The 13084-nt window shown below is 63.3% G+C and carries 11 protein-coding genes; 4 read left to right on the top strand and 7 right to left on the bottom strand.

Going from position 1 to position 13084, the window contains the following annotated elements:
• The 5 genes from DF196_RS07090 to DF196_RS07110 all read right to left on the bottom strand — a co-directional run.
• Nucleotides 1-411 (bottom strand): TerC family protein (locus DF196_RS07090; protein ID WP_421728453.1); only part of this gene is annotated, 411 nt, incomplete at its 3' end.
• A 35-nt stretch (nucleotides 412-446) separates the two neighbouring features.
• Nucleotides 447-2558: an excinuclease ABC subunit UvrB gene (uvrB, locus tag DF196_RS07095; RefSeq protein ID WP_109057165.1), complete on the bottom strand. Its 2112-nt coding sequence runs from the start codon at nucleotides 2556-2558 to the stop codon at nucleotides 447-449.
• A 95-nt stretch (nucleotides 2559-2653) separates the two neighbouring features.
• Complete coding sequence (coaE, locus tag DF196_RS07100; protein ID WP_109057166.1) at nucleotides 2654-3304, bottom strand: dephospho-CoA kinase; 651 nt, start codon at nucleotides 3302-3304, stop codon at nucleotides 2654-2656.
• An 80-nt stretch (nucleotides 3305-3384) separates the two neighbouring features.
• Entirely contained in the window at nucleotides 3385-4860 is a 1476-nt protein-coding gene (gene rpsA / locus DF196_RS07105) for a 30S ribosomal protein S1 (protein ID WP_109057167.1), read from the bottom strand.
• Between the two features lie 261 nt (nucleotides 4861-5121).
• A complete protein-coding gene (locus tag DF196_RS07110; RefSeq protein ID WP_109057168.1) occupies nucleotides 5122-5997 on the bottom strand; it encodes a bifunctional methylenetetrahydrofolate dehydrogenase/methenyltetrahydrofolate cyclohydrolase in 876 nt (291 codons plus the stop codon).
• A 98-nt stretch (nucleotides 5998-6095) separates the two neighbouring features.
• On the opposite strand from DF196_RS07110, the gene DF196_RS07115 reads away from it, so the two are divergent.
• From DF196_RS07115 to DF196_RS07125, 3 genes are all read left to right on the top strand, one after another.
• On the top strand, nucleotides 6096-7382 hold the full coding sequence (locus DF196_RS07115; RefSeq protein ID WP_109057169.1) for a metal ABC transporter solute-binding protein: 1287 nt from the start codon (nucleotides 6096-6098) through the stop codon (nucleotides 7380-7382).
• A 243-nt stretch (nucleotides 7383-7625) separates the two neighbouring features.
• Nucleotides 7626-8516: an ABC transporter ATP-binding protein gene (locus DF196_RS07120; RefSeq protein ID WP_109057170.1), complete on the top strand. Its 891-nt coding sequence runs from the start codon at nucleotides 7626-7628 to the stop codon at nucleotides 8514-8516.
• Entirely contained in the window at nucleotides 8513-9349 is an 837-nt protein-coding gene (locus tag DF196_RS07125; RefSeq protein WP_109057171.1) for a metal ABC transporter permease, read from the top strand. The genes DF196_RS07120 and DF196_RS07125 overlap by 4 nt, the downstream gene beginning before the upstream one ends.
• Nucleotides 9350-9439: 90 nt before the next feature.
• On the opposite strand, the gene ispF is transcribed toward DF196_RS07125, so the two are convergent.
• Together ispF and DF196_RS07135 are read right to left on the bottom strand one after the other, a co-directional pair.
• A complete protein-coding gene (gene ispF, locus DF196_RS07130; RefSeq protein ID WP_170115009.1) occupies nucleotides 9440-9946 on the bottom strand; it encodes a 2-C-methyl-D-erythritol 2,4-cyclodiphosphate synthase in 507 nt (168 codons plus the stop codon).
• 111 nt (nucleotides 9947-10057) lie between these two features.
• The gene (locus DF196_RS07135; protein WP_109057172.1) at nucleotides 10058-10651 is read right to left on the bottom strand and encodes a CarD family transcriptional regulator; all 594 of its coding nucleotides are present in this window, start codon (nucleotides 10649-10651) and stop codon (nucleotides 10058-10060) included.
• Between the two features lie 178 nt (nucleotides 10652-10829).
• On the opposite strand from DF196_RS07135, the gene glgB reads away from it, so the two are divergent.
• On the top strand, nucleotides 10830-13082 hold the full coding sequence (gene glgB, locus DF196_RS07140; RefSeq protein ID WP_109057173.1) for a 1,4-alpha-glucan branching protein GlgB: 2253 nt from the start codon (nucleotides 10830-10832) through the stop codon (nucleotides 13080-13082).
• The last annotated feature ends 2 nt before the right edge of the window (nucleotides 13083-13084 follow it).

A 13084-nucleotide genomic window follows, 5' to 3' on the forward strand; every position in this document is an offset into this window, starting at 1 on the left:
GAAGATGAAGAACACCCAGGTGAAGCGGGTGATCAGGGCCGCACCGATGAGAATGAAGATGCCGCGGAAGATCAAGGCGATGGTGATACCCACCGACAGCACGTACTTCTGGATCTGCTTGGGCACGGCGAAGTTCGACATGATGATGACGAACACGAAGAGGTTATCGATGGACAGCGAGTATTCGGTGAGCCAGCCCGAGTAGAACTCGATGGCCGGCTTCGATCCGGCGAAGAACCAGATGCATCCGCCGAAGATCAACGCCATCACCACGAAGAAGGCGATGTGCTGCACGCACTCCTTGGTGGAGGGCACGTGGGGCCTGCGTCCGATGATGAACAGGTCCACGATGAAGAACAGCGCGAGCACTACAAAGGTAATGATTTCAAATGCAAGAGGGGTTTCTGCCATGCTTCACTACCCTAATTTATGGAGTTGACGGAGAATTACTTGTTTGCTTCGGTCATTTGGCGGAGTTCTTTTTTGAGGTCGCGGATCTCGTCGCGCAGGCGGGCGGCGAGCTCGAACTGGAGCTGTTCGGCGGCGGTGTGCATCTGTTCGGAGAGCTGACGGATGAGGTCGGCCAGGTCCTGGGCCGGAAGTCCTGCCTTGAGGATCTCCTCGTGGCGCTTGTCCGCCTCCGCGGGATCGAGCGTGGGCACGCCCAGGTGCGTGTTGCCGGCCTTGCCCGCGTTGCGGTAGCCGCCTTCGAGCAGGGTTTGGGTGTCCACGTCCTCCTTGGCGAGCATGTCGTTGACGTCGCTGATCTTCTTGATCAGGGGCTTGGGGTCGATATGGTGTTCCTGGTTGTACGCCATCTGCTTGGCGCGGCGGCGGTCGGTCTCGTCGATGGCCTTGCGCATGGCCTCGGTGGTCTCGTCGGCATACATGATCACCATGCCGGATACGTTGCGGGCCGCGCGGCCGATGGTCTGGATAAGTGAACGATACGAACGCAGGAAGCCTTCCTTGTCCGCGTCAAGGATAGCCACCAGCGAGACCTCGGGCAGGTCGAGGCCCTCGCGCAGCAGGTTGATGCCCACGATCACGTCGATCTTGCCCTCGCGCAGCATGCGCAGCAGCTCCACGCGGCGCAACGTGTCCACGTCGGAGTGGAGGTATTCCACCTTGATGCCGCGTTCCAGCAGGTAGTCGGTCAGGTCCTCGGCCATCTTCTTGGTGAGCGTGGTCACCAGCGTGCGTTCGTTGCGGGCCACACGCTCCTTGATCTCACCCAAGAGGTCGTCGATCTGGCCTTCGACCGGGCGCACGTCGATCTTCGGATCGAGCAGACCGGTCGGGCGGATGATCTGCTCCACCACGCCGTCCGAAAGTCCCAGCTCGTAGTCGCCGGGAGTCGCGGACAGATATACGGTCTGGCCCACGCGCTGCAGGAATTCGGGCCATTTGAGCGGTCGGTTGTCCATCGCGGAGGGCAGACGGAAGCCGTGCTCCACGAGCGTGCGCTTGCGGGAGGCGTCGCCCTCGTACATCGCGCCAATCTGCGGCACCGTGACGTGCGATTCGTCGATGACGAGCAGGAAGTCGTCGGGGAAGAAGTCCAGCAGGGTGTGCGGCGGGGTGCCGGGCGCGCGGCCGTCGAAGTGCCTCGAATAGTTCTCCACGCCGGAGCACACGCCCACCTGGGTGAGCATTTCAAGGTCGTACGTGGTGCGCATGTTGAGGCGCTGGGCTTCGAGTTCCTTGCCTTGCTTGCGCAGTTCGGCCACGCGCTCGTCCAGCTCTTCGCGGATGGTTTTGAGCGCGCGTTCCATGCGTGCCGGGCCGGCCACGTAATGGGAGGCCGGGAAGATATGGACTTCTGTTTCGTGGGCGATCTCGTCGCCGGTCAGTGGGTGGAGGGTGGAGATGCGGTCGATCTCGTCGCCGAAGAACTCGATGCGTACGGCCAGTTCCTCGTATACGGGGATGATCTCGACCGTGTCGCCGCGCACGCGGAAGGTGCCGCGGGTGAAGGCGATGTCGTTGCGTTTGTATTGCATGGCCACGAACTGGCGCAGCAGGTCGTCGCGGTTAATCTCCTGGCCTTCCTTGAGGAAGAGCATACGGCCGGCGTATTCCTCCGGGGTGCCGAGGCCGTAGATGCAGGAGACGGTGGCCACCACCACGCAGTCGCGTCGGGTGAGCAGGTTCGCAGTGGCCTGATGGCGCAGACGCTCCACATCGTCGTTGATGTTGGAGTCCTTCTCGATGTACGTGTCCGTCTGCGGGATGTACGCCTCGGGCTGGTAGTAGTCGTAGTAGGAGACGAAGTAGCTCACGGCGTTGTCCGGCATGAGCTCGCGGAATTCGGCGCACAGCTGGGCGGCGAGCGTCTTGTTGGGTTCGATGATGAGGGTCGGGCGCTGCAGTTTCTCGATAAGCCAGGCGGTGGTGGCCGTCTTGCCGGTACCGGTGGCGCCCATGAGGACCACGTCGTTCTCGCCGTTTTCAATACGTTCGGCGAGTTCGGCGATGGCCTGGGGCTGGTCGCCGGACGGCTTATACGGTGATTTGACGACGAATGGCTTGTCGGCGCGCTCGATATTGAATCCCATGGGTTCCATTTTACGCAGGGCTTCGCACATTTGTTCGCCTGGTGGATACCGTTAGGCTCTGTTAACGGATCCGGCGCGACGACGATCAGTCATCACTACATGGACAAAGCCCACTGCCGGTAGAGGGCATCCGCCTGAGCCAGCATGTCCTGCAAGGGGCGCGTGGAGTCGACGACGACATCGGCGATGGCAAGGCGCTCCTCCTCGTTCGACTGGTGGAGGATGCGGGCCTCTGCCTGGTCACTGGTCATGCCGCGATCGGCGATCATGCGTTCGACGCGCACGTCGATGGGCGCTTCGACGGTGACGATGTGGTCGAAGTCGAAGGGAATCGTATTGATGACCTCCGCGAGCAGCGGCACGTCATGCACCACGATCAGCGGCCTAGTCGTATCCGTCTCGCTGCGTTCCGCCGCGGCGGCGGCATTCGCCTCGATCCACCGCGCCTCGTCATAGATCAGCGGGTGTTCGATGGCGTCGAGCCGCTCGCGGGCACCCGGTTCCGCATCGCGCCCGAAGATATGGCCGGCGACCCATGCGCGGTTCAGGGTGCCGTCCGGGTTCAGGGACTCCGGGCCGAACGCTTCGGCGATGCGAGGCAACGCTTCTCCCCCGGGCTCCACCACCTGCCGGGCCAACGCATCGTAATCGATATGCACCGCTCCCAGTTCGCGCCATCGCGCCGCCACCGTGCTCTTGCCCGCGGCGATGCCGCCCGTCAATCCGATTCTCAGCATAAGTGCCATGCTAATACGGCCGATACGAAGAAACCCGGCCCATAAGGACCGGGTTTCATTCACAGGCTAGGCGTTATGCCAGCGGCAACTCACTTGCCGAGCAGCTGGTCGCGCAGGGCGGCGAGCTGATCGGAGTCGGCGAGGGTACCGGTGGTCGGCGCAGCGGAAGAGTAGTTGGAGGTCTCCTCGACCGGCTTCTCTTCCTTCGGGCCCTGGCCGTCGGCGGCTGCGGACTCGGCAGCGTTCTCCAGCTCCTTGGCCACGAACTCCTTGTGCTCCTCCCACAGCTCGTGAGCGGCGGCGTACTGGGCCTCCCACTCCTCGCGCTGCTTCTCGTAACCAGCGATCCACTCGTTGGTGTTCGGGTCGAAGCCTTCGGGGTACTTGTAGTTGCCCTGCTCGTCGTACTCGGCCGGCATGCCGTACAGAGCCGGATCGAAGTCCTCGGAAGCCGGGTCAACGGAGTCGTTGGCCTGCTTGAGGGACAGGGAGATGCGGCGACGATCGAGATCGACGTCGATCACCTTGACGAACACGGTCTCGCCCGGCTTGACTACGGTCTCCGGGTTCTCGACATGACGGTTGGCGAGCTCGGAGATGTGCACCAGGCCCTCGATGCCGTCCTCGACGGAGATGAAGACACCGAACTGGACGATCTTGGTGACCTTGCCCTTGACGATCTGGCCGGGGACGTGGGTGCGAGCGAAGCGCTGCCACGGATCCTCCTGGGTGGCCTTCAGGGACAGGGAGATGCGCTCACGATCGAGATCGACGTCGAGCACCTCGACGGTGACCTTGTCGCCGACCTTGACGACCTCGGACGGGTGATCGATGTGCTTCCAAGACAGCTCGGAGACGTGGATCAGGCCGTCAACACCGCCCAGATCGACGAAGGCGCCGAAGTTGACGATGGAGGACACCACGCCCTCACGGATCTGGCCCTTCTTGAGCTGGGACAGGAAGGTCTCGCGGACCTCGGACTGGGTCTCCTCGAGGTACTGGCGGCGGGACAGGACCACGTTGTTGCGGTTCTTGTCGAGCTCAAGGATCTTGGCCTTGATCTTCTGGCCGATGTACGGGGAGAGGTCGCGGACGCGACGCATCTCAACCAGGGAAGCAGGCAGGAAGCCACGCAGACCGATGTCCACGATGAGGCCGCCCTTGACGGCTTCGATGACGGTGCCCTCAACAACGCCGTCAGCTTCCTTGATCTTCTCGATGTCGCCCCAGGCACGCTCGTACTGAGCACGCTTCTTGGACAGAATCAGACGGCCTTCCTTGTCTTCCTTGGTGACGACAAGGGCCTCAATCGGATCGCCAACCTTGACGACCTCGTCGGGATCGACGTCCTTCTTGATGGAAAGCTCGCGGGAGGGAATCACACCCTCGGTCTTGTAGCCGATGTCGACCAGGACCTCGTCGTGATCAATCTTGACGACGGTACCCTCGACCAGATCACCATCATCGAAGTTCTTGATGGTGGAATCGACTGCCTTGATGAAGTCCTCTTCGGTGCCGATGTCGTTGATGGCGACCTTGGCGACTTCAGTGTTGTTCTCTGCCATGTAAATATATGGTTTCTAATAGTGGATGGATAATTGCTCGTTATTAAGTTATCTGCACACCTTTCGGGCGCACAAATATCCAGAATACAGGCATCTATGGCCAAATTCCTTAGAGGAATCCGGGCGTGTCGCCCGGATTCTGCCTCTTTACCTCGGGGCCCCACCCCCGCGGCGTCGCCTACCGGCAGTCCACCGGACTGCCGCCTTAACGGCTCCGCGGGTGTGTCGCGGCGGTTCGGATCCGTTGACCGCCGCGATGTTTCACAGCGAGCGCTCGGCCATCTCCACGACGTTGGCCAGGAGCATGGCACGGGTCATCGGGCCCACGCCGCCGGGGTTCGGGGTGTAGGCGGAGGCCTTCTCGTAGCAGGCCTTGTCCACGTCGCCCTTGATGCGGTAGCGGCCGGCCTCCTCGTCGAAGACGCGGCTGACGCCCACGTCCACCAACACGGCACCGTCCTTGATCTTGTCCGGCGTCACGAATCCGGCGGAACCCATGGCAGCCACGATCACGTCCGCACGACGCATGTGGTCGACCACGTCCCTGGTACCGGTGTGGCACAGGGTCACGGTGGCGTTCACGGCGTTGCGCGTGAGCATCAGGCCGATGGTGCGGCCGATGGTGATGCCGCGACCGAGCACGCACACCTCCTTGCCGTTCAGGTCGATGTCGTAGGCGTTGAGCAGCTCGATGACGCCGCGCGGGGTGCACGGCAGCGGCGTGCTGATGTCGCCGCGCACGTGGAGCACCAGCTCGCCGAGGTTGTACGGGTGCATGCCATCGGCGTCCTTGGCCGGGTCGATGAGATCGATGATGGCGTTCTGATCGATGCCCTTGGGCAACGGCAGCTGCACGATGAAACCGTTGCACGCCGGATCCTCGTTGAGCTCCCTGACCGCCTGCGCGATGTCCTCGAACGTGGCGGTGGCGGGCAGCTCCTTCTTGACGGAGTTGATGCCCACCTCAGCGCAATCCGCGTGCTTGCCGGCGACGTACTTGACCGAGCCGGGGTCCTCCCCCACCAGCAGCGTGCCGAGGCCCGGCGTCACGCCCTGGGCCTTGAGCTTGGCCACACGCTCGGCGAGATTCGCCTTGATATCGGCCGCGACCTGCTTGCCGTCGATTTTTGTGGACATCGGTACCCTTCCTGTAGGTTTTCGGTGATTGTTCGCAACGATAGGCTACTGTTGGAACAAGTCCGTTTTGTTTCGCAGCTCAACGAAGAAGGCACGCCATGGGTATTCGAATCACTCGACTTACGCGGCTTGCGGCCGTCGCCGCGAGTGCGGCACTGCTGTTCGCCACCGCCGCATGCGGTTCCCAGAACACCGCCGAAACCGAGACCGAAACCGACCAGAACACGTCTTCCAAGGCCACCGGTCCGATCACCGTGGTGGCCTCCATCAACCAGTGGGGTTCGTTGGCGGCCGAACTGGGCGGCGACGACGTGGACGTCACGTCCATCATGAGCTCCACCAATGTGGACGCCCACGATTTCGAGCCGAAGACCTCGGACGTGGCCAAGCTGTCCAAAGCCCAGATCGTGGTGGCCAATGGCGCCGGCTACGATTCCTGGGCCACGAAGTCGCTCACCAAGTCCACCACCATCGTCTCCGCCGCATCCGTGGTGGGCGCGATGGAGGGCGACAACCCGCACCTGTGGTTCTCCAAGGACGCCCGCTCCGGCATGGCCACGGAGATCACCGAGGCCTACATCAAGGCCCTTCCGAGCAAGAAGGCCGATTTCCAGAAGCGACTCAAGGAATGGCAGGCCGGCGAGAAGCAGCTGGAGTCCTGGGCCGAGGACTTCACCAAGACGCACGAGAATCTGACCTACGCGGCCACCGAGCCCGTGGCCTATTACCTTATGTCCGACCTCGGCTTCGAGGACTCCACCCCCAAGGGTTATGCGCAGTCGCAGGCCTCAGGCGGCGAGGTGGCTCCGGCCGACCTGCAGTCGTTCCAGAAGATCATCGAGGGACGCAAGGTGGACGTACTGCTCAACAACACGCAGGAGACCAGCGACGCGACCAACATGATCACGGGCACAGCCGGCCGCTCCGACGTGCCGGTGGTGGATGTCAGCGAGCAGATGCCCGCGGACTCCGAAACGCTGGACGACTGGATCAACCAGCTCGTCAACACAATCATCGACGCCGTGGACCCGAGCTATGGTTGCGAGGACACCTCGGATAACGAGTCGGATTCCTCCGACGGCGATTCCACAGACACCTCAGCGGACGGCGACGGCGAATCGAGCGACGGCACCGATAGCGACGGCCAGTCCGCCAACGCCAGCGATGGCACCGATTCCTCTTCCTCCGATTCGACCGATTCGGATTCCTCCGACAGCTCCTCCGGCACCGCCTCCAAGACCCGCACCTACATCCGCGAATGCAAGGCTACGAAGTCCGACACCTCCAAGGACAACCAGTCCACGGACGGCACGCAGGACAACACGGACTCCTTCACCGACTCGCAGGTGCCCTCCAACGAAGGCCAAACCGATCCGGGCAAGTAGCCTGTCCGACCCAACCTGTTCCCCTGGCTCCCCTCGACTCAACGAGGGGAGCTTTTTTGTTTGGCCCCGTTAATCCCCCCATTCTTGGCTCCCTTTGTCAGGGGAGCTGTCGGCACAGCCGACTGAGGGGTAGTCAAACCGTTTATACCGATTTCGGTTCAATAGAACCCGTTTATTCCCTCCCTCGTCACACCAAACCGATATTGAGAACGATTGTCAGCATCATTTGCCACAATCGGCCTTATGAGTGAATCATCCGATTGCATCGTCTTCCGCGATGCCGCCGTGCGCCGCGGCGACCGCATCATCTGGCAGCATGGCAGCTTCGCCATCCCCACCGGATCGGTCACCGCCATCGTGGGCACCAACGGCACCGGCAAAACCACCATGATGAAGGCCGAGCTGGGCCTGCTGCCATTGGCCGCCGGTTCGCTGACCGTGCTGGGCCGCCCGGCCGGCGAGCGGAACGCGCAGATCGGCTATGTGCCGCAGAGCTACACCTCGGACATCGATTCCAACCTCACCGCCGAGCAGTCGGTGCTCCTGGGTCTAACCGGCACGCGCTTCGGCATCCATCTGGTCACCAAGGCGCAGAAAGCCAAAGTGCGCGAGGCCATGGAGTTCACCGGCATCGCGGACAAGGCCAAATACCGCCTGTCCGAACTGTCCGGCGGCCTGCGTCAGCGTGTGGCCATCGCCCAGGCGCTGGTGTGCGATCCCAAGCTGCTCATGCTGGACGAACCGCTCGCGAACCTTGATCTGGCCAGCCAGCGCGCCGCCGTGCATGTGCTCGCCAAGCTCAACCGCGAGCTCGGCATGACCATCCAGGTGGTGGCGCATGACCTCAACATGCTGCTGCCGATCCTGACCGGAGCCGTCTACCTGCTGGATGGGCACCCGCATTACGCGGACATGGGCAAGGTGCTCGATTCCGACCTGCTCACGCACCTGTACGGCACGCAGGTGCAGGTGGTCACCACCCCGCAGGGCGATATGTTCGTGACCCCCACCCCGGACGAGCCGCTCGACCAGGTGCAGGACATGCATTCGGCCGCCGAGGTGGCGCAGATGCATCATCATTCCCATGATTCCGCGGTATCCGCGCCCGGCGCGGGAAAGGCAGGCGCGCGATGAGCACCATCGATTTCTCGTTCGATCCCGAATGGATGGGCACGCTCACCGCCCCGTTCATGACCAACGCCTTCGTGGCCGGCCTGTTCATCGCCCTGGCCGCGGGCGTCATGGGCTATTTCACCATCGCGCGTCATTCCACGTTCGCCGCGCATGCCTTGGCCCACATCGGTCTGCCGGGCGCCACCGGCGCGGTGCTGCTGGGGTTGCCGGTCTCATTGGGCATGGGCGTGTTCGCATTGGGCGGCGCACTGGTCATCGGCGCTTTGGGCAAGCGCGTCTCCGAACGCGAGATCGCCACCGGCACCGTGCTGGCCTTCGCCACCGGTCTGGGCCTGTTCTTCGCGCGACTGTCCAGTTCCGCGTCCCAGCAGATGCAGTCGATCCTATTCGGCTCGATCCTGACCATCACCACCGACCAGATCATCGGATTCGCCATCTTCGACGTGCTGCTGCTGGTGCTGCTTGCCGTCATCTACCGTCCGCTGTTGTTCAGCTCGCTGGACGAGCAGGTGGCGCAGGCCAAGGGCGTGCCAATCGGCGTGATGAACGTGGCGTTCATGGCCATCATGGCCGGCGTGATCACCATCGCCGTACCGGCCGTGGGCACGTTGCTGATCTTCGCGCTGGTCATCACCCCGGCCGCCACCGCCAATATCCTGGCGGGCTCGCCGTTCAAGGCCATGGTCATCGCCAGCGTGCTGTGCCTTGCCTCGATCTGGATTGGATTGGTGCTGTCCGCGATGTTCCCCGCTCCCCCGAGCTTCATCATCGTGACGCTGTCCACCTTGTTCTGGGCCATCGCCAAGGCCGTCTCCGCCCTGAAGGCGCGCTGACGGACCATTCCGAACCGATACGTCATACGAAGGTGCCCTCCGCTGAACCGATGTCAGCGGAGGGCACCTTCGTATGACGTATGTTTCAAATCAATCCCGGACGACCAAGGCGTTGGCGATGGCGGCGACGCCTTCGCCCCGGCCGGTGAAGCCCATCCGGTCGGTGGTCGTGGCGGTCACGGATACGCGGCACCCGACGGCCTCCGACAAGGCCGTCTCCGCCTCGGCACGTCGGGTACCGATCTTCGGACGGTTGCCGATCACCGCCACGGACGCCGATACCGGCGTGAATCCATGCTCCGTCAGATGCGCCACCGTCTCCCGTAGCATGTCGGTGCCATGCATGCCGGCGCCATGGGCATCGGCGCCCACGCCGAACAACGAACCGATATCCCCCAGTCCGGCCGCGGACAGCAACGCATCGATGAGGGCATGGGCCGCCACATCGCCGTCCGAATCGCCCTCGATGCCTTCGTAACGCGCGGCCTGCACGGCGTCGGCCCCTTCCGGCACTGGCCAGAACAGACCGGCCAGCCACAGCGGACGCCCCGAACCGGGCTCGGCGAAACGATGGGCATCGAATCCCTGGCCGATCATCGGGGTCGCCGGAATCATCGGGCTGTCATTCATGGGCATCCTCCTCTCGACGGCACAGCCCCCGAAAAAGCGAAAGCCCGGCCCGCAAGGTGCGGAACCGGGCCGAAGCGATCACTTCTTCTTCGACTTCTTCTGGGACTCGATGCGGGCCAGCGTATCGGCGGCGGCTTCCTCGGGCTCCTCGGTGTGGTGCTTCTCGTCACCGGGCTGGGCGGGTTCGTAGCCGAGGTTCACGTCCAGCAGGCGCTGCGCCTCGGTCTCGTCGATCTTCTCGGACAGCGCGATCTCGGAGGTCAGGATGGAGCGGGCCTTGGTGAGCATGCGCTTCTCGCCGGCGGACAGGCCGTGCTCGTCCACGTCGCGCTGGGCGAGGTCACGCACCACTTCGGCGATCTTGTTGACGTCACCGGTGGCGATCTTCTCGACGTTCAGCTTGTACCGGCGGGACCAGTTCATCTCCTTCTCGACGATCGGGGTGCGCAGGATCTCGAAGACCTTGGCAACCTCGGAGGCGGAGACGATATCTCGCACGCCGACCTTCTTGGCGTTGTCGACCGGAACGTTGATGACCAGGCCGTCCGAGGACAGCACGGACAGCTGCAGGTACTGCCGGGTGATTCCCTTGACAGTCCGTTCGGTGATGGCCTCCACCTTGGCTGCACCATGACGCGGATAGACGACCATATCGCCGACTTTGTAAGACATGTATCCTCCGAGAACTGATCGGCTTACACACAAAAACTCGAATAATTTTGCCAGATGCCCTGGACCTCGCCTTTGAGAACGTTCACATTAGGGGAAAAACGAAAAAACGGCGGCAACACGCCATTCCTCGACGCGCCAATGTAGCGTTTCCTTCGTTAACACAAGTACACTTTGGGGCATGGCTAAAGAAACGATCAACGAAGATACCATCACCGTGCCTGTCCCCTCCGGCGAACTGGACTCGGTGAGCAATGCTGAATTCTACAACCCCCATGCGGTGCTCGGCGGGCACCTCGGCATCGGCAAGCATGCCGACACCGTCACCATCCGCGTGCTGCGTCCCCTCGCCAAGGCAGTGACCATCCTGACCCAGGACGGCGAGTACCCCATGAGCCATGAGCATAACGGCGTGTTCGTGACCACCGTGCCCGCCGCCGGCACCCCCGACGAGCCCGGCATCCCGGACTATCGCGTGCGCACCGAATGGGAGGACGGCGAGACCATCGTCGAGGACGACCCGTACCGCTACCTGCCCACCCTCGGCGACATGGACACCTACCTGTTCGGCGAAGGCCGCCACGAGAAGCTGTGGGAGGTGCTCGGCGCCCATGTGCTGCGCTATGACGACCCGATGGGCGGCGCCGACGGCACCCCCGGCGAGCAGGTGGTGGGCACCGCGTTCTCCGTGTGGGCCCCGAACGCCCACGCCGTGCGCGTGGTGGGTGACTTCAACGGCTGGGACGGCCGCCGCCACGCCATGCGCGCGCTCGGCTCCTCCGGCGTGTGGGAGATCTTCATCCCGGGCATCGGCGCCGGCGAACACTACAAGTTCCACATCCTCAACGCCAACTCCCAGTGGGAGATGAAGGCCGATCCGATGGAGCGCCAGCACGAGATCCCGCCGAACACGGCCTCCATCGTGACCGACTCGCACTACGAGTGGCAGGACGACGACTGGATGAACCACCGCCGTGCTAGCGACCCGAGCAACGGCCCTGTCTCCATCTACGAGGTCCACGCCGGCAGCTGGCGCAAGGGCCTGACCTACCGTGAACTGGCCGACGAACTGGTGGACTACGTCAAGCAGGAGGGCTTCACGCACGTGGAGTTCATGCCGCTGGCCCAGCACCCGTTCTCCGGTTCCTGGGGTTACCAGGTCACCGGCTACTACGCCGTGGACTCCCGTCTCGGCTCCCCGGACGACTTCCGTTACCTCGTAGACAAGTTCCATCAGGCCGGCATCGGCGTGATCATGGACTGGGTGCCCGCCCACTTCCCCAAGGACGGCTTCGCGCTCGGCCGCTTCGACGGCACGCCGCTGTACGAGGATCCGGATCCGCTGCGCGGCGAGCACCCGGACTGGGGCACCTACGTGTTCAACTTCGGACGCCACGAGGTGCGCAACTTCCTGGTGGCCAACGCCCTGTTCTGGCTTGAGGACCTGCACATCGACGCCCTGCGCGTGGATGCCGTCAGCTCCATGCTCTACCTCGACTACAGCCGCGAGCCCGGCCAGTGGAGGCCGAATATCTACGGCGGCCGCGAGAACCTGGAGGCCATCGACTTCCTCAAGGAGGCCACGGCCACGGCGTACAAGAACAACCCCGGCATCATGATGATCGCCGAGGAGTCCACCGCATGGCCGGGCATCACCGCCCCCACCTCCGCCGGCGGCATCGGCTTCGGCCTCAAGTGGAACATGGGCTGGATGCACGACACCCTCCAGTACCTGCATGAGGAGCCCATCAACCGCAAGTGGCACCACAACGAGATCACCTTCTCCATGGTGTATGCCTACTCCGAGCACTACGTGCTGCCGATCAGCCACGACGAGGTCGTGTACGGCAAGGGCTCCGTGTACGGCAAGATGCCGGGCGACGGCTGGCAGAAGATGGCCGGCGTGCGATCCCTGTTCGCCTATCAGTGGGCCCACCCGGGCAAGAAGCTGTCCTTCATGGGCAACGAGCTGGCCCAGTGGGGCGAGTGGAACCACGACGCCTCCATCGATTGGGACTGCCTCGACTGGGAGGAGCACCGTCAGATCCAGCATTTCGTGGGCGACCTCAACGCCTTCTACAAGGCCAATCCGGCCCTGTGGAGCCAGGACTTCGACCCGGCGGGATTCCAGTGGCTCACCAGCGACGACGCCGACCACAACACGCTGAGCTTCCTCAGAATCGGCTCCAAGGGCGAGACCCTGGCCGTGGTGGTCAACTTCTCCGGCGAGGCCTGGTCCGACTACAAGGTGGCCCTGCCCTCCGGCGGCAAGTGGACCGAGGTGTTCACCACCGACGACGCCCAGTACGGCGGCTCCGACATCCACAACGGCACGCTGGAGGCGGTCGAGGGCGAGTACCACTCCCGTCCGTTCTCCGTGAACATCACCGTGCCGGCCCTCGGAGTTGTATTCTTGAAGCCGGAAGAGGACTGATA

It is taken from the genome of Bifidobacterium callitrichidarum (genome assembly GCF_003129905.1).
GTDB classification, from domain to species: Bacteria; Actinomycetota; Actinomycetes; order Actinomycetales; family Bifidobacteriaceae; genus Bifidobacterium; species Bifidobacterium callitrichidarum.